A 19,356-nucleotide genomic window follows, 5' to 3' on the forward strand; every position below is an offset into this window, starting at 1 on the left:
ATTATTTTGCAAATATTAAAACATGTTTTGCAAATGCAAAGATTGGCGGTAATATATAGTTTCTATAAAAATGATTGGTAGGTGCAATAGGCCGTCTGAAGCCTGATCCTGTCCGATATATTAGGAGAACTTATTAAATGTCCGGTCAAAAGCTGTCTTCTGCCGAGAAAACTTTCTTCGGCCATCCTTTGCAATTATCCACCCTATTCCATATTGAGCTGTGGGAGCGTTTTTCCTTCTACGGTATGCAGGGCATCCTGCTGATTTATCTGTATTACACCGCGAGTCAAGGCGGTTTGGGTATGGATAAAGCCTTGGCCGGCGGCATTGTCGGCGCGTACAGCGGCAGCGTTTACCTGTCCACCATTCTCGGTGCGTGGTTGGCCGACCGCATTTGGGGTGCGGAGCGTACCCTGTTTATCGCCGGCATCGTCGTGATGACCGGCCATATTTTATTGGCAATTGTGCCGGGTTTGATGGGATTGCTGCTGGGTTTGGTGTTTATCGCGCTGGGTAGCGGCGGCGTGAAATCGTCTGCCGGTTCGATGGTCGGCTCTTTGTATGAACGGGACGACCTGCGCGAATTGCGTGATGCCGGTTTCTCTATTTTCTATATTTCTATCAATATCGGCGGCTTCTTAGGCCCGTTGTTGACCGGTATTTTGCAAGACAGGATGGGTTTCCATTACGGTTTCGGCGCGGCGGCCGTCGGCATGGCATTCGGCCTGCTGTGGTATTCGCGTGGCCGTAAAAACCTGCCGCATACGCCGGTTCCCAATCCGTTGCGCCCTGAAAAGGTGCAGACCGCCATGGCTGTCGGCGTGTTGCTGGTTTTGGTGTTGGGCAGCGTGATTGCTTCCGGCGCGCTCACCCTTGAAAACTTCTCCCGCTGGCTCTTGGGCGTGGTTATCGTTACCGTCGTCGCTTATTTCGCGCGCCTGTTGGGCAGCAGTCACGTTGAAGCGGCCAATAAACGCTATATTGTGGCCTATATTCCGCTGTTTTTGACCATTTGTATGTTCTGGGCGGTTTGGTTTCAGGTGTACACCGTTGCGACGGTCTATTTTGACGAAACGGTGGACCGTACTTTCTTCGGCTTTACCGTGCCTGTTTCATGGAAAGATTCGATACAGGCCATGTGGGTGGTCCTCTTTTCCGGCGTGATGGCGGCGGTGTGGACGAAAATGGGCAAACGCCAACCTAAAACGCCGTTGAAGTTTGCACTGGCCATGTTGGTAACCGGCGTCTCTTATTTGAGTTTTATTCCGTATATTTCATCTGGAACCCCGATGCCGATTATCGTGTTTATGCTGGTGTTGCTGGCGATTACGATAGGCGAGCTGATGCTGTCGCCGATTTCGCTGTCGTTTTCTACCAAAATCGCACCGAGCATGTTCAAAACACAAATGGTTGCTTTGAATTTCTTGGCATTGTCCATCGGCTTTACCTTGGGCGGAGTGTTGTTTAAAGACTACTACAATGCTCAGTCGCCATTGGATTTCTACTGGATGCTGGCCACCATCGGCGCGGTAACCTGCGGTATCCTGTTGGTACTCGCCCCGGTATTGAACCGCATGCTCAAAGGTGTCGATTGATTTTTCCATTTAAATGGATGTGATGTACGCAGGCCGTCTGAAAATAATCTATTTCAGACGGCCTCATGTTTTATTGGGAATCGGAAAGAGGGAGGATTCGGGGCATAAATTGAATAGGCGGAAAATTTAAATTAAATGATACATAATTAAACCGAAATTAAAATTTGGAAATATTAAATACAAATAAGAATTGTTCTCATAACTTTATTGAATTTATTGAGGTTTTTTTGCTGATTTGCTGATATTTACCTTTAAATGGCTTTTGAAATTCGATAAAATGGTAATCTATTTTTAAGATTTGTCTGTCAACCAGTTAGGTACGACCATGTTGGCCAGTTACTTTCCCGTCCTCGTATTCATCCTCGTCGGCCTTGCGGCCGGCGTGCTGTTTATTTTGCTCGGCACAATTTTAGGCCCGAAACGTCACTATGCCGAAAAAGACGCGGCTTACGAATGCGGTTTTGAAGCCTTTGAGAACGCAAGGATGAAGTTCGACGTGCGCTATTACCTCGTCGCCATCCTCTTCATCCTGTTTGATTTGGAGGTCGCGTTCATGTTGCCATGGGCAGTTGTGTTCAAAGATTTGGGCGCGTACGGCTTTTGGTCTATGCTAGTGTTTATCGTCGTTCTGACGGTAGGCTTTATTTACGAATGGAAAAAAGGTGCGCTGGAATGGGAATAGAAGGCGTTTTGAAAAAAGGTTTCATCACCACCAGCGCGGATACGGTGTTGAACTATATGCGTACCGGTTCATTGTGGCCGGTTACTTTCGGCTTGGCCTGCTGCGCCGTGGAAATGATGCATGCGGGTATGGCGCGTTATGACCTTGACCGTTTCGGCATCATTTTCCGTCCGTCCCCACGTCAGGCCGACCTGATGATTGTGGCAGGTACGTTGACCAACAAAATGGCACCTGCACTGCGCCGCGTGTATGACCAGCTCGCCGAGCCGCGCTGGGTATTGTCTATGGGCTCGTGTGCCAACGGCGGCGGCTATTACCACTATTCTTATTCCGTTGTGCGCGGTGCCGACCGCGTCGTGCCGGTAGACGTTTATGTGCCGGGTTGTCCGCCGACTGCGGAAGCCCTGATTTACGGCCTGATTCAGCTCCAACAAAAAATCAAGCGCACTTCCACCATTGCGCGTGACGAGTAAGGAGAGGACGATATGGCAAGCATTCAAAACTTATACGAGACCGTCGTCGGCGTGCTTGGCGATCAGGCAAGCAAAGTCATTTCAGCTTTGGGCGAGATTACCGTCGAGTGTCTGCCCGAACACTATATTTCAGTCATGACCGCATTGCGCGACCATGAAGAGCTGCATTTCGAGCTTCTGGTTGACTTGTGCGGTGTCGATTACAGCACTTACAAAAACGAAGTATGGCAGGGCAAACGCTTTGCCGTCGTCAGTCAGCTGCTTTCCGTTAAAAACAATCAACGCATCCGCGTACGCGTCTGGGTTTCAGACGACGACTTCCCAGTAGTCGAATCCGTCGTCGATATTTACAACAGCGCGGATTGGTACGAACGCGAAGCCTTCGATATGTACGGCATCATGTTCAACAACCACCCGGACTTGCGCCGCATCCTGACCGATTACGGTTTTGTCGGACATCCGTTCCGCAAAGACTTCCCGATTTCCGGCTATGTGGAAATGCGTTACGATGAAGAGCAAAAACGCGTGATTTACCAACCTGTTACCATTGAGCCGCGCGAGATCACGCCGCGTATCGTCCGTGAGGAGAACTACGGTGGCCAATAAATTAAGAAACTACACCATCAACTTCGGCCCGCAACACCCTGCGGCGCACGGCGTATTGCGTATGATTTTGGAGTTGGAGGGCGAAACCATCGTCCGTGCCGATCCGCACATCGGCCTCCTGCACCGCGGTACTGAAAAACTGGCTGAAACCAAAACCTATCTGCAAGCCCTGCCCTATATGGACCGTTTGGACTACGTTTCCATGATGGTCAACGAGCAGGCGTATTGCTTGGCGGTAGAAAAACTTGCCGGTATCGATGTACCTATCCGCGCCCAGTATATTCGCGTGATGTTTGCCGAAGTAACGCGCATCCTCAATCACTTAATGGGCATCGGTTCGCACGCTTTCGACATCGGCGCGATGACCGCCATTCTTTACGCCTTCCGCGACCGCGAAGAGCTGATGGACTTGTACGAAGCCGTTTCCGGCGCGCGTATGCACGCGGCCTACTTCCGTCCCGGCGGCGTTTACCGCGACCTGCCCGACTTCATGCCTAAATACGAGAGCAGCAAATTCCGCAACGCCAAAGTATTGAAGCAGCTCAACGAATCCCGCGAAGGTACCATGCTCGACTTTATCGACGCCTTCTGCGAGCGTTTCCCGAAAAACATCGACACACTCGAAACCCTCCTGACCGACAACCGTATTTGGAAACAGCGTACCGTCGGCATCGGTGTTGTCACTCCTGAGCGCGCCATGCAAAAAGGCTTTACCGGCGTTATGTTGCGCGGTTCCGGCGTGGAATGGGACGTGCGTAAGACACAACCTTACGAAGTGTACGACAAAATGGATTTCGACATCCCCGTCGGCGTCAACGGCGACTGCTACGACCGTTACCTCTGCCGTATGGAAGAAATGCGTCAATCCGTACGCATCATCAAACAATGTTCCGAGTGGTTGCGTGTCAATCCGGGTCCGGTCATTACCACAAACCACAAATTCGCTCCGCCCAAACGTACCGAAATGAAAACAGGTATAGAAGACCTGATTCACCATTTCAAACTCTTTACCGAGGGTATGCACGTTCCCGAGGGCGAGACCTACACCGCTGTCGAACATCCGAAAGGCGAGTTCGGCGTTTACATCATTTCAGACGGCGCAAACAAACCCTACCGCCTGAAAATCCGCGCACCCGGCTTCGCCCACCTGCAAGGCATGGACGAAATGGCAAAAGGCCACATGCTGGCCGACGTTGTTGCCATCATCGGTACGCAGGACATCGTATTCGGGGAGGTTGACCGATAATGTTATCCGCAGAATCTTTAAAACAAATTGACATCGAGTTGGCAAAATATCCTGCCGACCAACGTCGCTCCGCCATCATGGGCGCATTGCGTATTGCCCAAACCGAAAAAGGCTGGCTTGCTCCTGAGACCATCGCTTTTGTCGCAGACTATATCGGCATCTCGCCTGCACAAGCCTACGAAGTCGCTACTTTCTACAATATGTACGACCTTGAGCCTGTCGGCAAATACAAACTGACCGTTTGTACCAACCTGCCCTGCGCCCTGCGCGGCGGTATGGCAACCGGCGAATACCTCAAACAAAAACTCGGTATCGGCTACGGCGAAACCACGCCCGACGGCAAATTTACCCTTGTCGAAGGCGAATGCATGGGCGCATGTGGCGACGCTCCGGTCATGCTGGTCAACAACCACAGCATGTGCAGCTTTATGACCGCAGAAGCGATTGACAAGAAACTTGCCGAACTGAAATAAAAGGCCGTCTGAAAACAACGGCTGCAACCGATACGAAAACGAACAGGCACACCAAAAATGGCTATTTACCAATCAGGCGTGATTTTTGACCAAGTGGATACCGCCAATCCCGATTGCTGGACATTGGACGAATACGTCAAACGTGGCGGTTATACCGCCCTGCGTAAAATCCTGTCCGAAAACATCTCGCAAAGCGATGTGATTGACGAGGTCAAAGCCTCCGGCTTGCGCGGTCGTGGCGGTGCGGGCTTCCCGACCGGTTTGAAATGGAGCTTTATGCCCCGTTCCTTCCCGGGCGAAAAATACGTCGTCTGCAACACTGACGAAGGCGAGCCGGGTACATTTAAAGACCGCGACATCATCATGTTCAATCCTCATGCCCTGATTGAAGGCATGATTATTGCCGGTTACGCGATGGGCGCAAAAGCGGGCTACAACTACATTCACGGCGAGATCTTCGAAGGTTATCAACGCTTTGAGGACGCACTCGCCCAAGCGCGTGCCGCAGGCTTTTTGGGTAAAAATATTTTGGGTTCGGATTTTGAATTTGAACTCTTCGCCCACCACGGCTACGGCGCATATATTTGCGGTGAAGAAACCGCATTGCTCGAATCGTTGGAAGGCAAAAAAGGCCAGCCACGCTTTAAACCGCCGTTCCCTGCTTCGTTCGGCCTGTACGGCAAACCGACCACCATCAACAATACCGAAACGTTCTCCTCCGTCCCTTTCATTATTCGTGACGGCGGACAGGCATTTGCCGACAAAGGTATTCCGAATGCAGGCGGTACCAAATTGTTCTGTATTTCCGGCCACGTCGAGCGTCCGGGCAACTATGAAGTGCCATTGGGTACGCCGTTTGCCGAAATCCTGAAAATGGCAGGCGGTATGCGCGGCGGTAAAAAACTCAAAGCCGTTATTCCCGGCGGTTCGTCCGCGCCCGTGTTGCCTGCCGACATCATGATGCAGACCAATATGGACTATGACTCGATTTCCAAAGCAGGCTCAATGCTGGGTTCCGGCGCGATTATCGTGATGGACGAAGACGTGTGCATGGTCAAAGCCCTCGAGCGCCTGAGCTACTTCTACTACGACGAGTCTTGCGGCCAGTGTACGCCTTGCCGAGAAGGTACAGGCTGGCTCTACCGCATCGTCCACCGCATCGTAGAAGGCAAAGGCCGCATGGAAGACTTGGATCTGTTAGATTCTGTCGGCAACCAAATGGCAGGCCGCACCATCTGCGCCCTCGCCGATGCCGCCGTCTTCCCTGTCCGCAGCTTTACCAAGCATTTCCGTGATGAGTTTGTGCATTACATCGAACACGGCGGACCGATGAAACCGAATAAGTGGTGCTAAGTTTTCAGACGGCCTCTAAAAGAATTATTTATTAAATACCCGTAACTAGGAACGAACCATGTTACAAATCGAAATCGACGGCAAACAGGTATCTGTGGAGCAGGGCGCGACGGTGATTGAAGCCGCGCACAAGCTCGGTACTTATATCCCGCATTTCTGTTACCACAAAAAACTTTCTATCGCCGCCAACTGCCGTATGTGTCTGGTGGACGTGGAAAAAGCCCCCAAACCTCTGCCCGCCTGTGCCACGCCGGTTACAGACGGCATGATTGTGCGCACACATTCGGCAAAAGCCCGAGAGGCGCAAGAAGGTGTGATGGAGTTTCTGCTCATCAACCATCCGCTTGATTGTCCGACCTGCGACCAAGGCGGTGAATGCCAGTTGCAGGATTTGGCGATGGGCTACGGCAAAAATACCAGCCGTTATACCGAAGAAAAACGTTCCGTCGTCGGCAAAGACATGGGTCCTTTGATTTCCGCCGAGGAAATGAGCCGTTGTATCCACTGTACCCGTTGCGTGCGTTTCACTGAAGAAATTGCCGGCGTGCAAGAAATCGCTATGGCCAATCGCGGCGAACATTCCGAGATCATGCCTTTTATCGGCAAAGCAGTGGAAACCGAATTGTCAGGCAACGTCATCGATTTGTGTCCTGTCGGCGCATTGACCAGTAAACCGTTCCGCTTCAACGCGCGTACTTGGGAATTGAACCGCCGCAAATCCGTTTCCGCCCATGACGCTTTGGGCAGCAACCTGATTGTGCAAACCAAAGACCATACCGTCCGCCGCGTGTTGCCGTTGGAAAATGAAGCGATTAACGAATGTTGGCTGTCCGACCGCGACCGTTTTGCCTATGAAGGCCTGTATCACGAAAGCCGTCTGAAAAAACCGAAAATCAAACAGGGCGGCGAGTGGATGGACGTGGATTGGAAAACCGCGTTGGAGTATGTCCGCAGCGCGATTGAATGTATCGCCAAAGACGGCAACCAAAACCAAGTCGGCATTTGGGCCAATCCGATGAATACGGTTGAAGAGCTGTATTTGGCCAAAAAACTTGCCGACGGCTTGGGCGTTAAAAACTTTGCCACCCGTTTGCGCCAACAAGACAAACGTCTTTCAGACGGCCTTAAAGGTGCGCAATGGTTGGGACAAAGCATCGAATCTTTGGCTGACAACGATGCTGTATTGGTAGTCGGTGCGAACTTGCGCAAAGAACAGCCGCTCCTGACCGCCCGCCTGCGCCGCGCCGCCAAAGACCGTATGGCCTTGAGCGTATTGGCCAGCAGTAAAGAAGAATTGTTTATGCCGCTTCTGTCTCAAGAAGCTGCACATCCCAACGAGTGGGCAGGCCGTCTGAAAAACCTGTCTGCCAATGCGGAACACGCCGTTACCGCCAGCCTGAAAAACGCTGAAAAAGCAGCGGTGATTTTGGGCGCGGAAGTGCAAAACCATCCTGATTACGCCGCTATTTATGCCGCCGCGCAAGAGCTGGCAGATGCGACTGGCGCAGTGCTGGGTATTTTGCCGCAAGCCGCCAACAGCGTCGGTGCGGATGTCTTGAATGTAAACTCCGGCGAGAGCGTTGCCGAAATGGCAAATGCGCCGAAACAGGCAGTCTTGCTGCTCAACGTTGAGCCTGAAATCGATACGGTTGACGGCGCAAAAGCCGTAGCCGCGTTGAAACAGGCGAAAAGCGTGATGGCGTTTACACCGTTTGTCAGCGAAACGCTGCTGGACGTGTGCGACGTGTTGTTGCCGATTGCACCGTTTACCGAAACCTCAGGCAGCTTCATCAATATGGAAGGCCGTCTGCAATCTTTCCACGGCGTGGTACAAGGCTTCGGTGATTCGCGTCCTCTGTGGAAAGTGTTGCGCGTATTGGGCAACCTGTTTGACCTGAAAGGTTTTGAATACCACGATACCGCTTCGATTCTGAAAGATGCGCTGGATGCAGAAAGCCTGCCGTCCAAACTGGACAACCGCAGCACATGGGCAGGGGAGGGCGTTCAGACGGCCTCAGACCGCCTCGTCCGTGTCGGCGGCGTCGGTATTTATCACACTGATCCTATCGTGCGCCGTTCCGCACCGTTGCAAGAAACCAGCCATGCCGCCGTGCCTGCCGCGCGTGTGAATCCGAACACATTGGCGCGCTTGGGCCTGCAAGACGGACAAACCGCTGTCGCCAAACAAAACGGCGCAAGCGTATCGGTTGCCGTCAAAGCCGATGCCGGTTTGCCTGAAAACGTGGTGCATCTGCCGCTGCATACCGAAAATGCCGCGCTGGGTGCGTTGATGGACACTATTGAACTGGCGGGAGCTTGATCATGCAAGAATGGTTCCAAAACCTCTTTGCCGCAACGCTCGGTCTGGGCGATTTGGGTATTACCGTAGGCTTGGTGGTATCCGTCATCGTCAAAATTGTGATTATCCTGATTCCGCTGATTCTGACCGTTGCCTACCTGACGTATTTCGAACGTAAAGTCATCGGCTTTATGCAGCTTCGCGTCGGCCCGAACGTAACCGGCCCGTGGGGTCTGATTCAGCCGTTTGCCGACGTGTTCAAACTCTTGTTTAAAGAAGTTACCCGTCCGAAGCTGTCAAACAAGGCCCTGTTCTATATCGGCCCGATTATGTCGCTCGCCCCGTCTTTCGCGGCATGGGCGGTGATTCCGTTCAACGAAGAATGGGTGCTGACCAATATCAATATCGGCCTTTTGTACATCCTGATGATTACCTCACTGTCGGTTTACGGCGTGATCATCGCGGGCTGGGCTTCCAACTCCAAATATTCGTTCTTGGGCGCAATGCGTGCTTCCGCGCAAAGCATTTCCTACGAGATTGCCATGAGTGCCGCGCTGGTGTGCGTCGTGATGGTATCGGGCAGCATGAACTTCTCCGACATCGTTGCCGCACAAGCCAAAGGTATTGCCGGCGGTTCGGTATTCTCTTGGAACTGGCTGCCGCTCTTCCCCATCTTCATCGTCTATCTGATTTCCGCCGTTGCCGAAACCAACCGCGCGCCGTTTGATGTGGCAGAGGGTGAGTCTGAAATCGTTGCCGGTCACCACGTCGAATATTCCGGCTTCGCATTCGCGCTGTTCTTCCTTGCCGAATACATTTTCATGATTCTGATTGCTGCGTTGACATCGCTGATGTTCCTCGGCGGCTGGTTGTCTCCGTTCCCACAAAGCTGGGGCTTTATCGGTACGCCTTCCGCATTCTGGATGTTCGTGAAAATGGCGGCAGTGTTGTACTGGTATCTGTGGATCCGTGCAACTTTCCCACGCTACCGTTACGACCAAATCATGCGTTTGGGCTGGAAAGTGCTGATTCCGATCGGCTTCGCCTACATCGTGATTTTGGGCGTGTGGATGATTTCACCGCTGAATTTGTGGAAATAAGTTTCAGACGGCATCTTGAGGCCGTCTGAACAAAGCGATTTTGAATACCTAACGAAATCCCTGTTTTGAGGGAACATAATATGGCTAACTTAGTAAAAACCTTTCTGCTTGGCGAATTGGTAAAAGGCTTGGGCGTAACGCTCAAAAACTTTTTTGCCCGCAAAGACACAATTTATTTCCCAGAAGAGAAAACGCCGCAATCCGTGCGTTTCCGCGGCCTGCACGCGCAACGCCGTTATCCGAACGGCGAAGAGCGCTGTATTGCGTGTAAATTGTGCGAGGCAGTTTGTCCGGCAATGGCGATTAACATCGAATCGGAAGAACGCGAAGACGGCACCCGCCGCACCAAGCGTTACGACATCGACCTGACCAAGTGCATCTTCTGCGGTTTCTGCGAAGAGGCTTGCCCGACCGATGCGATTGTGGAAACCCATATTTTTGAATACCACGGCGAGAAAAAAGGCGACTTGCACATGACCAAGCCGATTCTTTTGGCCATTGGCGACAAATACGAAGCTGAAATCGCCAAACGCAAAGCCGCTGACGCGCCGTATCGTTAAGGAGCAGACGAATGACTTTTTCCGCGATTCTGTTCTATATTCTTGCCGCCATCGTTTTGTACGGTGCGGTTCGTACCGTTACCGCTAAAAACCCTGTTCACGCCGCTTTGCATCTGGTGCTGACCTTCTGCGTGAGCGCGATGATTTGGATGCTGATGCAGGCTGAGTTTTTGGGCGTTACGCTGGTGGTGGTTTACGTCGGCGCCGTGATGGTGTTGTTCCTGTTCGTCGTGATGATGTTGAACATCGACATTGAAGAAATGCGCGCCGGTTTCTGGCGTCATGCGCCTGTTGCCGGTGTGGTCGGCACATTGTTGGCGGTTGCGCTGATTCTGATTCTGGTCAACCCGAAAACCGACCTTGACGCATTTGGTCTAATGAAAGACATTCCGGCCGATTACAACAATATCCGTGATTTGGGCAGCCGTATTTATACTGACTACCTGTTGCCGTTTGAATTGGCGGCGGTATTGCTGCTGTTGGGTATGGTGGCCGCGATTGCGCTGGTTCACCGTAAAACCACCAATCCGAAACGTATGGATCCTGCCGACCAAGTTAAAGTACGCGCCGACCAAGGCCGTATGCGTCTGGTGAAAATGGAAGCGGTCAAACCGCAAGTCGAATCTGCCGAAGAAAGCGAAGTTTCAGACGGCCTTAAGCCGGAAGGGGAGGGCAAAGCATGATTACCTTGACGCATTATCTGGTATTGGGTGCGCTCCTGTTCGGTATCAGCGCAATGGGTATCTTCATGAACCGCAAAAACGTGCTGGTATTGCTGATGTCCATCGAGCTGATGCTTTTGGCGGTGAACTTCAACTTTATCGCCTTCTCGCAATATTTGGGCGATACTGCCGGACAGATTTTCGTATTCTTCGTACTGACCGTTGCCGCTGCCGAATCTGCCATCGGTTTGGCGATTATGGTATTGGTGTACCGCAACCGACAAACAATCAACGTTGCCGATTTGGATGAGTTGAAAGGGTAATCATGAACGATATGACTTTATATTTGATAATTGCCCTTGTTCCGTTGGCAGGCTCGCTGATTGCGGGTTTGTTCGGCAACAAAATCGGACGTGCCGGCGCGCATACGGTTACGATACTCGGCGTGGCGGTGTCTGCCGTGCTGTCGGCTTATGTGCTGTGGGGATTCCTCAATGGTAGCCGTGCCAAGTTTGACGAGAACGTCTATACCTGGCTGACAATGGGCGGTTTGGATTTCTCCGTCGGCTTCTTGGTCGATACGATGACGGCGATGATGATGGTCGTAGTAACCGGCGTGTCGTTGATGGTGCATATCTACACCATCGGTTATATGCACGACGAAAAAGTCGGCTACCAACGCTTCTTCAGCTATATTTCTTTGTTTACTTTCAGCATGTTGATGCTGATTATGAGCAACAACTTCATCCAGCTCTTCTTCGGCTGGGAGTCTGTGGGCTTGGTGTCGTATCTCTTGATCGGTTTCTATTTCAAACGTCCAAGCGCAACATTTGCCAACCTGAAAGCCTTTTTGATCAACCGTGTCGGCGACTTCGGCTTTTTGCTCGGTATCGGCTTGGTGCTTGCCTATTTCGGCGGCAGCCTGCGCTATCAAGATGTATTCGCTTATCTGCCTAATGTTCAGACGGCCACTATCCAACTGTTCCCCGGTGTGGAATGGTCTTTGATTACCGTAACCTGTTTACTGTTGTTTGTCGGTGCGATGGGTAAATCGGCACAATTCCCGCTGCACGTCTGGCTGCCTGATTCGATGGAAGGCCCGACTCCGATTTCTGCATTGATTCACGCCGCAACCATGGTTACCGCCGGTCTGTTCATGGTATCGCGTATGTCGCCTATTTATGAGATGAGCAGCACTGCGCTGTCTGTCATCATGGTAATCGGTGCGATTACTGCTCTGTTTATGGGTTTCTTGGGCGTGATTCAAAACGACATCAAACGTGTGGTTGCGTATTCCACCCTGTCGCAACTGGGCTACATGACCGTGGCTCTGGGCGCGTCTGCCTATTCCGTAGCGATGTTCCATGTGATGACTCACGCTTTCTTTAAAGCCTTATTGTTCTTGGCCGCAGGTAGCGCGATTATCGGTATGCACCATGACCAAGACATGCGCCACATGGGTAACCTGAAAAAATACATGCCGATTACTTGGCTGACCATGCTGATCGGTAACTTGTCGCTGATTGGTACGCCGTTCTTCTCCGGCTTCTATTCCAAAGATTCGATTATCGAAGCGGCGAAATACAGCACCCTGCCGGGCAGCGGCTTTGCCTATTTTGCCGTCCTCGCCAGCGTGTTTGTTACTGCGTTCTACGCATTCCGCCAATACTTTATGGTGTTCCACGGCGAAGAGAAATGGCGCAGACTGCCTGAACATCATGACGATCATCATGGAGAAGAACATCACGGCTTAGGCAAAAACGACAATCCGCACGAAAGCCCGCTGGTTGTTACCCTGCCTTTGATTTTGCTTGCCATTCCGTCCGTCATCATCGGCTACGTTGCCATCGAGCCTATGCTTTACGGCGATTTCTTCAAAGACGTGATTTTTGTTAATGCCGACGCGCATCCGACCATGCATATCATGAAGGAAGAGTTCCACGGCGCATTGGCAATGGTGTCGCACAGCCTGCATTCGCCTGTACTCTACCTCGCTATCGCAGGTGTCTTGAGCGCATGGCTCCTGTACGTCAAACTGCCGCACCTGCCTGCGAAAATTGCACAGGTGTTCCGTCCGATTTACGTTTTGTTTGAAAACAAATACTACCTCGACGCCCTGTATTTCAATGTTTTCGCCAAAGGCACGCGCGCATTGGGTACTTTCTTCTGGAAAGTCGGCGATACCGCCATTATCGACAACGGTATCGTCAACGGCTCTGCCAAACTGGTCGGCGCGATTGCCGCGCAGGTACGCAAAGTCCAAACCGGCTTCATCTATACCTATGCCGCTGCTATGGTATTCGGCGTATTGGTACTGCTCGGCATGACCTTCTGGGGATTGTTCCGATAAAAGCGGGATTTCAGACGGCCTGTCTATAGTTTGTGTGTATAGGGGCCGTCTAAAAAAGAAAATTTGAGCAACAATAATGATTGAAGACAAATTACCGCAAACCCTGGACGAAGTCCGCGAAGCCATTGATGGTTTGGACAAGGGATTAATCGAATTACTCGCCCGCCGGCAGAAATTGGTACGGCAGGCTGGTCGTCTGAAACCTAAAAACGATGTGCGGGCGGTTTCCGCGCCTGAACGGGTGGCTCAAGTGATTACCTCGTGCCGCGCTTATGCCGAAAAGGCCGGTTTGTCGCCCGAAGTAGCAGAAGCAGTTTGGCGCAGCATGATTGATGCGTTCATTAAACTTGAGATGGACACCAACCGTACCGATGGAGCGTAGTCAAAATCTTCGGATAATGGTTTTGGCAAGAAAAATATGGAAGAGGCCGTCTGAAAAGAAGGTTTTAGGCGGTTATGGAATAAAAGAATGACGGTAGATATACGTTTTCTTGATTTTGCCATATACAAAATACACAATCTTTTTCAGACGGCCTCCTGAAATGGTGTCTGAAAACCAACCCATACAACTATATTTTTTATTTTAACCACAGGTTAACCACTATGTTTTCCAACTACCTACTCAGCTTGGCAATATGGATACCCATCGCCGCAGGTGTGCTGGTTTTGGCGACCGGTAAAGACAGCCGTGCGCCGCTGGCGCGTGTGCTTGCCTTCATGGGTGCGCTTGCCGGTTTCTTGGTAACGCTGCCCCTGTTTACCGGTTTCGACCGTTTGAGCGGCGGCTATCAGTTTACCGAGTTCCACGAGTGGATTCCGCTTCTGAAAATCAACTACGCATTGGGCGTGGATGGTATTTCAGTGCTCTTTATCATCTTGAATGCGTTTATTACGCTGTTGGTGGTATTGGCCGGTTGGGAAGTCATTCAGAAACGTCCGGCGCAGTATATGGCGGCATTCCTGATGATGTCGGGTTTGATTAACGGCGCGTTTGCCGCGCAGGATGCGATTCTGTTTTATGTGTTCTTCGAGGGTATGCTGATTCCGCTGTACCTGATTATCGGTGTATGGGGCGGTCCGCGCCGCGTCTATGCGTCGGTCAAGCTGTTCCTCTATACGCTGATGGGTTCGCTTTTGATGCTGGTTGCCATGGTTTACCTGCACTATCAAACAGGCAGCTTCTCTATTGTCGATTTCCAAAACATCAAACAGATTCCGTTGGGCGTACAACAGCTTTTGTTTGTGGCGTTCTTCCTGTCATTTGCTGTAAAAGTGCCGATGTTCCCTGTGCACACTTGGTTGCCGGATGCCCACGTTGAAGCGCCGACCGGCGGTTCGATGGTGTTGGCGGCAATTACGCTGAAACTGGGTGCGTATGGTTTCTTGCGCTTTATCCTGCCGATTATGCCGGATGCGGCACGCTATTTTGCCCCTGTAATCATCGTATTGAGCCTGATTGCCGTGATTTACATCGGTATGGTGGCTTTGGTGCAAACCGATATGAAAAAACTGGTGGCATACTCTTCCATCAGCCATATGGGTTTTGTCACTTTGGGCATGTTCCTGTTTGTGAACGGCCAATTGAATGACTGGGCATTGAAAGGCGCAATCATTCAAATGATTTCCCACGGTTTTGTGTCCGCCGCGATGTTTATGTGTATCGGCGTGATGTACGACCGCCTGCATACCCGCAATATTGCCGATTATGGCGGCGTGGTCAATGTGATGCCTAAGTTTGCGGCGTTTATGATGTTGTTCGGTATGGCCAATGCCGGTCTGCCTGCGACTTCCGGCTTCGTGGGCGAGTTTATGGTGATTATGGGCGCGGTTAAAGTGAATTTCTGGGTAGGTGCGTTGGCTGCCATGACCCTGATTTACGGTGCGTCTTATACCCTGTGGATGTACAAACGCGTTATTTTTGGTGCAATCCACAATCCGCACGTTGCCGAAATGAAAGACATCAATTGCCGTGAATTTGCGATTTTGGCGATTTTGGCGGTTGCTGTTTTGGGCATGGGTCTGTATCCGCAAGCGTTTATCGAAGTGGTGCATCAAGCGGCAAACGATTTGATTGCCCATGTGGCACAAAGCAAGATTTGAGGTGTGTAAATGAACTGGTCTGATTTGAATTTAATGCCCGCCATGCCCGAAATCGTGCTGCTTGCGCTATTGGGTGTCGTATTGCTGGCAGACTTGTGGATTTGCGATAAAAGCCGCTATCTGACCCATCTGATGAGTTTGGGAACGGTCATCATCGTGGCCGTCACCCAATTGGCGGTATGGGAGCAGGGTAGTGTCGATGCCTTTCACGGTATGTATATTGCAGATGGCATGTCCCGTTTGGCAAAACTGGTGCTGTATGCGCTGACGTTTGGTCTGTTTATTTACAGTAAACCGTACAACCAAGACCGCCAAATCTTTAAAGGCGAGTTTTACACCCTGTCATTGTTTGCCCTGTTGGGTATGAGCGTCATGGTCAGCTCGGCACATTTCTTGACTGCGTATATCGGTTTGGAATTGTTGTCTTTGTCGCTGTACGCCATGATTGCCCTGCGCCGCGACTCCGGCCGCTCTGCCGAGGCCGCGCTGAAATACTTCGTATTGGGCGCGTTGGCCTCCGGTTTGCTGCTCTATGGTATTTCTATGGTTTACGGCGCCACCGGTTCCCTTGATTTTGCTTCCGTCTTGGCTTCTGCTTTCAATGAGCAGGCCAATGAATGGTTGTTGAAATTGGGTATGGTATTTATCGTAGTCGCCATTGCATTTAAATTGGGTGCGGTTCCATTCCATATGTGGGTACCCGATGTGTACGATGGTGCGCCGACCTCTGTTACCGCCTTTGTGGGTACGGCTCCGAAAATCGCCGCCGTTGTCTTTGCGTTCCGTATCCTTGTTACCGGTATGGGTACCATACATTCAGACTGGGCGCCGATGTTGGCCATTCTTGCCGTTGCTTCTTTGGTGGTCGGTAACCTTGCCGCCATCATGCAAACCAATATCAAACGTATGCTTGCCTATTCTACCGTATCGCACATGGGCTTTATCCTGTTGGCGTTTATGGCAGGCGCAGTCGGCTTTACTGCAGGTTTGTATTACGCCATTACCTATGCTTTGATGGCGGCAGTCAGCTTCGGTGTTTTGATGGTATTGTCCACCAAAGACATTGAATGTGAAAACATCAAAGACCTCGCAGGCCTTAACCAACGCCATGCATGGTTTGCCTTCCTGATGTTGCTGTCTATGTTCTCCATGGCGGGTATTCCGCCGCTGATGGGCTTCTACGCCAAATTCGGCGTGATTATGGCTCTCTTGAAACAAGGCCATGTTTGGTTGTCCGTATTTGCCGTCATCATGTCGCTGATTGGTGCGTTCTACTACCTGCGCGTGGTCAAAGTCATCTACTTCGATGCACCTGATCATGACCAGCCGGTCGGCAGCAACTATGCCGCCAAATTTGTCCTGACGGTCAATGCCTTCCTACTGCTCCTGTGGGGTATCATGCCGCAAACCGTTATCGACTGGTGTGCCAAAGCATTGATAAATACCCTGTAAGCTTCAAACAAAACCAACGGCGGCTGTTCCAAAGCCGCCGTTTTTGTTAGGATTCGCATTCGGATGAAATATACCCAAAGTTCAGACGGCCTCAAGCCTTTGAGCAATCATCAAGCGGGCATCATCAAGATATTGAATATTCCACGGATAATAATGGGCAAGAATGCCCATTTAACATGTTAAAATCACACACAGGCCGTCTGAAAACAGAAAGACCATCATGACCGCATCCATGTACATTCTTTTGTTGTTGGCACTTATCTTTGCCAACGCACCATTTATTACCACCAAATTCTTCGGCATCGTCGCCCTGAAACGCAAACATATCGGCCATCACTTGATCGAATTGCTGGCAGGTTTCCTTCTTACCGCGATCCTCGCCTATATCCTCGAATCGCGAGCTGGTGCCGTACATGCCCAAGATTGGGAGTTTTACGCGACCGTTGTCTGCCTCTACCTGATTTTTGCTTTCCCATGCTTTGTATGGCGTTACTTTTGGAATGAGAGAAATAGAGAGTAGGATTTGAATTAGGAAAAGGCCGTCTGAAAGATTTTCAGACGGCCTTTTTATATCAAGTAAGGATTGTTTTAGGGATGAGCTTTGGAACATTGACCTGGAGTTGCCATATTCAGTTTCATAATGGCAGCTTTGGCAACATCTTCAGAAATTTCAGTTACTGCCGGTATGGGTATTGGCTGTTTCTGGTAACAAGAAACCTTTGTTTTGCAAGTCACCTAAGCAATTAACAACAATATCTTTAGTTACAGAGATAAATGCCTGATCCAGATTACTATGGGGAGTCAGCTCTTTGGGTGTGGAGGTTAAACCAATAGTAGTCACAATAGCGTGATTAAATTCGGAACGGTTTAATTCTTTTTTGCCATCTGAGTAGCTACAGTAGAATTGATAGTAATCCTGAACTGTACTGCCTGCTAATCCGAAAGTCAGACCTGTTTTTATACCGTTACCTACTGCACCACCAATATTGGCGATATTGTTGGCATGGATTTTCAGGCTGTTTTGGGCTTGCGGGTCTACTGTTACAATCTTTGTTCCGTTTAGTGCAATTTTGGCAGCTTTTGTTAGAGCCGGATTTACTTTAGGGAAAGATTTACCATTACGCTCGAACTCTCCCTCTAAACGTATAGGATAAGGTTGATTTGGTACTTTCAAATCACTTTGTTTATATTTTTGATATTCGGTTGAAGTATAGGGATGTGGTACAACACAGGCAGAAAGCGCTAATGCTGAGCATAGGATGAGTAATTTGTTCATAGATATTCTCCAGTTAATTTGCATTTATCTGTTTGTTTTCAGGTGAATTAAATAACGTATTCGAATAAAACCAATTATAACGTAATACAGTTTTTATACAAATTTTGCAAACTAAATGTGAAAATTTGCATGGGAAGGCAGGTTGTTATATTGGATCTACCTTGCGAACTTCATTACTTTAGAGAGAAGGTTTCCGATAGTGATGGTAGATGTCGAGGGCAAGTTAACTTTAATTACCAAGAGTACAACTGTGAGCTTTTGAGTTATTAAGATTAGATTTCGATTGAAAATGATAGGGAGATTTCAGTTTGGGTCAGTTGGTAAATAAATTAAGCCAAAAGGCCGAGTTGATGTAGTTGCTTGAAACAATAAAGGTCGTCTGAAAGATTTTCAGACGGCCTTTATTTTGTTTGATGTTAAATATCGGTTAGAAAACAAGGCTGTTGGGGCGTAAAGCCTTGTCGTGGGGGCGGTTTAACGGTACTATTCTCGGTTAATTCTGTTTTATTCCTATGAAATTGAAAGTATTAAGATGATTAATGATATTCAAAAGACAGCTGAAGGCAAAATGCAGCGTTCTCTGGAAGTATTGAAAGACAATTTGGCTAAAGTACGTACCGGCCGTGCGCATACCGGCCTGCTCGACCAAGTGGAAGTGGAATACTGGGGCAGCATGGTACCTGTGAGCCAAGTGGCGAACGTGACGCTTTTGGATGCGCGTACGATCGGTGTGAAACCTTTCGAGAGCAATATGGCTTCAAAAGTTGAGAAAGCGATCCGTGATTCCAACTTGGGCCTGAACCCTGCTTCTGTCGGTGATTTGATCCGTGTTCCAATGCCTATGTTGACTGAGGAACGCCGTAAGGATCTGATCAAAGTGGTACGCAGCGAGGCAGAAGAGGGTCGTGTGTCTATCCGCAATGTGCGCCGTGATGCAAACGACCACATCAAAAAACTGTTGAAAGACAAAGAGATTTCTGAAGATGAAGCACGCCGTGGCGAGGAAGCGGTTCAGAAGTTGACCGACAAATACATTGCTGAGGCAGACAAGCTCTTGGCTGCCAAAGAAGAAGATTTGATGGCGATTTAATCCTGTGTGCAAACCGTTCAGACGGCCTTTGGACGGTTT

The 19,356-nt window shown here is 50.2% G+C and carries 19 protein-coding genes; 18 read left to right on the top strand and 1 reads right to left on the bottom strand.

Annotation, left to right across the window (positions count from 1 at the left end; all coding sequences use genetic code 11):
* Positions 1-137 precede the first annotated feature (137 nt).
* From HMPREF2696_RS03860 to HMPREF2696_RS03940, 17 genes are all read left to right on the top strand, one after another.
* Entirely contained in the window at positions 138-1,595 is a 1,458-nt protein-coding gene (locus HMPREF2696_RS03860; RefSeq protein WP_070587890.1) for an oligopeptide:H+ symporter, read from the top strand.
* A 325-nt stretch (positions 1,596-1,920) separates the two neighbouring features.
* Positions 1,921-2,277, top strand: a complete 357-nt coding sequence (locus tag HMPREF2696_RS03865) for an NADH-quinone oxidoreductase subunit A (RefSeq protein WP_003686600.1) — start codon at positions 1,921-1,923, stop codon at positions 2,275-2,277.
* Positions 2,268-2,750, top strand: coding sequence for a NuoB/complex I 20 kDa subunit family protein (locus tag HMPREF2696_RS03870; protein ID WP_002215610.1), 483 nt, complete (start codon positions 2,268-2,270; stop codon positions 2,748-2,750). The genes HMPREF2696_RS03865 and HMPREF2696_RS03870 overlap by 10 nt, the downstream gene beginning before the upstream one ends.
* Before the next feature lie 12 nt (positions 2,751-2,762).
* Positions 2,763-3,356: an NADH-quinone oxidoreductase subunit C gene (locus tag HMPREF2696_RS03875; protein WP_002216335.1), complete on the top strand. Its 594-nt coding sequence runs from the start codon at positions 2,763-2,765 to the stop codon at positions 3,354-3,356.
* Positions 3,346-4,602: an NADH dehydrogenase (quinone) subunit D gene (gene nuoD, locus HMPREF2696_RS03880; RefSeq protein ID WP_004519139.1), complete on the top strand. Its 1,257-nt coding sequence runs from the start codon at positions 3,346-3,348 to the stop codon at positions 4,600-4,602. Before HMPREF2696_RS03875 ends, nuoD begins: the two co-directional genes overlap by 11 nt.
* Positions 4,602-5,075, top strand: a complete 474-nt coding sequence (nuoE, locus tag HMPREF2696_RS03885) for an NADH-quinone oxidoreductase subunit NuoE (RefSeq protein WP_004519138.1) — start codon at positions 4,602-4,604, stop codon at positions 5,073-5,075. The genes nuoD and nuoE overlap by 1 nt, the downstream gene beginning before the upstream one ends.
* 57 nt (positions 5,076-5,132) lie before the next feature.
* Positions 5,133-6,428, top strand: coding sequence for an NADH-quinone oxidoreductase subunit NuoF (nuoF, locus tag HMPREF2696_RS03890; protein ID WP_070587893.1), 1,296 nt, complete (start codon positions 5,133-5,135; stop codon positions 6,426-6,428).
* 58 nt (positions 6,429-6,486) lie between these two features.
* Positions 6,487-8,748 (top strand): NADH-quinone oxidoreductase subunit NuoG, encoded by a 2,262-nt coding sequence (gene nuoG / locus HMPREF2696_RS03895; protein ID WP_070587895.1) that lies wholly within the window; start codon positions 6,487-6,489, stop codon positions 8,746-8,748.
* Positions 8,749-8,750: 2 nt separating this feature from the next.
* Positions 8,751-9,827: an NADH-quinone oxidoreductase subunit NuoH gene (gene nuoH / locus HMPREF2696_RS03900; protein ID WP_002216340.1), complete on the top strand. Its 1,077-nt coding sequence runs from the start codon at positions 8,751-8,753 to the stop codon at positions 9,825-9,827.
* Between the two features lie 80 nt (positions 9,828-9,907).
* Positions 9,908-10,387: an NADH-quinone oxidoreductase subunit NuoI gene (nuoI, locus tag HMPREF2696_RS03905; protein WP_002218650.1), complete on the top strand. Its 480-nt coding sequence runs from the start codon at positions 9,908-9,910 to the stop codon at positions 10,385-10,387.
* 11 nt (positions 10,388-10,398) lie between these two features.
* Positions 10,399-11,070 (top strand): NADH-quinone oxidoreductase subunit J, encoded by a 672-nt coding sequence (locus tag HMPREF2696_RS03910; protein WP_004519136.1) that lies wholly within the window; start codon positions 10,399-10,401, stop codon positions 11,068-11,070.
* Complete coding sequence (gene nuoK / locus HMPREF2696_RS03915) at positions 11,067-11,372, top strand: NADH-quinone oxidoreductase subunit NuoK (RefSeq protein WP_004519135.1); 306 nt, start codon at positions 11,067-11,069, stop codon at positions 11,370-11,372. Before HMPREF2696_RS03910 ends, nuoK begins: the two co-directional genes overlap by 4 nt.
* Positions 11,373-11,374: 2 nt before the next feature.
* Positions 11,375-13,399, top strand: a complete 2,025-nt coding sequence (nuoL, locus tag HMPREF2696_RS03920; RefSeq protein ID WP_070504145.1) for an NADH-quinone oxidoreductase subunit L — start codon at positions 11,375-11,377, stop codon at positions 13,397-13,399.
* A gap of 76 nt (positions 13,400-13,475) precedes the next feature.
* On the top strand, positions 13,476-13,781 hold the full coding sequence (locus HMPREF2696_RS03925; protein ID WP_004519132.1) for a chorismate mutase: 306 nt from the start codon (positions 13,476-13,478) through the stop codon (positions 13,779-13,781).
* A gap of 221 nt (positions 13,782-14,002) precedes the next feature.
* Positions 14,003-15,499 (top strand): NADH-quinone oxidoreductase subunit M, encoded by a 1,497-nt coding sequence (locus tag HMPREF2696_RS03930; protein ID WP_004519131.1) that lies wholly within the window; start codon positions 14,003-14,005, stop codon positions 15,497-15,499.
* A 9-nt stretch (positions 15,500-15,508) separates the two neighbouring features.
* Positions 15,509-16,951, top strand: a complete 1,443-nt coding sequence (gene nuoN, locus HMPREF2696_RS03935; protein WP_004519130.1) for an NADH-quinone oxidoreductase subunit NuoN — start codon at positions 15,509-15,511, stop codon at positions 16,949-16,951.
* A gap of 220 nt (positions 16,952-17,171) precedes the next feature.
* The gene (locus HMPREF2696_RS03940) at positions 17,172-17,471 is read left to right on the top strand and encodes a DUF2818 family protein (RefSeq protein ID WP_039861891.1); all 300 of its coding nucleotides are present in this window, start codon (positions 17,172-17,174) and stop codon (positions 17,469-17,471) included.
* Positions 17,472-17,621: 150 nt separating this feature from the next.
* On the opposite strand, the gene HMPREF2696_RS03945 is transcribed toward HMPREF2696_RS03940, so the two are convergent.
* Complete coding sequence (locus HMPREF2696_RS03945) at positions 17,622-18,227, bottom strand: hypothetical protein (protein ID WP_224783379.1); 606 nt, start codon at positions 18,225-18,227, stop codon at positions 17,622-17,624.
* A gap of 532 nt (positions 18,228-18,759) precedes the next feature.
* Here HMPREF2696_RS03945 and frr point away from each other — a divergent pair.
* A complete protein-coding gene (gene frr, locus HMPREF2696_RS03950; protein WP_004519127.1) occupies positions 18,760-19,317 on the top strand; it encodes a ribosome recycling factor in 558 nt (185 codons plus the stop codon).
* Positions 19,318-19,356 lie beyond the last annotated feature (39 nt).

This window comes from Neisseria sp. HMSC058F07, from assembly GCF_001810035.1.
Classification (GTDB): domain Bacteria; phylum Pseudomonadota; class Gammaproteobacteria; order Burkholderiales; family Neisseriaceae; genus Neisseria; species Neisseria perflava.

Excerpts from the sequence above, each read along its gene's own strand:
- HMPREF2696_RS03860 (WP_070587890.1), top strand. The coding sequence starts at position 138 with ATGTCCGGTCAAAAGCTGTCTTCTGCCGAGAAAACTTTCTTCGGCCAT.
- HMPREF2696_RS03865 (WP_003686600.1), top strand. The coding sequence starts at position 1,921 with ATGTTGGCCAGTTACTTTCCCGTCCTCGTATTCATCCTCGTCGGCCTT.
- HMPREF2696_RS03870 (WP_002215610.1), top strand. The coding sequence starts at position 2,268 with ATGGGAATAGAAGGCGTTTTGAAAAAAGGTTTCATCACCACCAGCGCG.
- HMPREF2696_RS03875 (WP_002216335.1), top strand. The coding sequence starts at position 2,763 with ATGGCAAGCATTCAAAACTTATACGAGACCGTCGTCGGCGTGCTTGGC.
- nuoE (WP_004519138.1), top strand. The coding sequence starts at position 4,602 with ATGTTATCCGCAGAATCTTTAAAACAAATTGACATCGAGTTGGCAAAA.
- nuoF (WP_070587893.1), top strand. The coding sequence starts at position 5,133 with ATGGCTATTTACCAATCAGGCGTGATTTTTGACCAAGTGGATACCGCC.
- nuoG (WP_070587895.1), top strand. The coding sequence starts at position 6,487 with ATGTTACAAATCGAAATCGACGGCAAACAGGTATCTGTGGAGCAGGGC.
- nuoH (WP_002216340.1), top strand. The coding sequence starts at position 8,751 with ATGCAAGAATGGTTCCAAAACCTCTTTGCCGCAACGCTCGGTCTGGGC.
- nuoI (WP_002218650.1), top strand. The coding sequence starts at position 9,908 with ATGGCTAACTTAGTAAAAACCTTTCTGCTTGGCGAATTGGTAAAAGGC.
- HMPREF2696_RS03910 (WP_004519136.1), top strand. The coding sequence starts at position 10,399 with ATGACTTTTTCCGCGATTCTGTTCTATATTCTTGCCGCCATCGTTTTG.
- nuoK (WP_004519135.1), top strand. The coding sequence starts at position 11,067 with ATGATTACCTTGACGCATTATCTGGTATTGGGTGCGCTCCTGTTCGGT.
- nuoL (WP_070504145.1), top strand. The coding sequence starts at position 11,375 with ATGAACGATATGACTTTATATTTGATAATTGCCCTTGTTCCGTTGGCA.
- HMPREF2696_RS03925 (WP_004519132.1), top strand. The coding sequence starts at position 13,476 with ATGATTGAAGACAAATTACCGCAAACCCTGGACGAAGTCCGCGAAGCC.
- HMPREF2696_RS03930 (WP_004519131.1), top strand. The coding sequence starts at position 14,003 with ATGTTTTCCAACTACCTACTCAGCTTGGCAATATGGATACCCATCGCC.
- nuoN (WP_004519130.1), top strand. The coding sequence starts at position 15,509 with ATGAACTGGTCTGATTTGAATTTAATGCCCGCCATGCCCGAAATCGTG.
- HMPREF2696_RS03940 (WP_039861891.1), top strand. The coding sequence starts at position 17,172 with ATGACCGCATCCATGTACATTCTTTTGTTGTTGGCACTTATCTTTGCC.
- HMPREF2696_RS03945 (WP_224783379.1), bottom strand. The coding sequence starts at position 18,227 with ATGAACAAATTACTCATCCTATGCTCAGCATTAGCGCTTTCTGCCTGT.
- frr (WP_004519127.1), top strand. The coding sequence starts at position 18,760 with ATGATTAATGATATTCAAAAGACAGCTGAAGGCAAAATGCAGCGTTCT.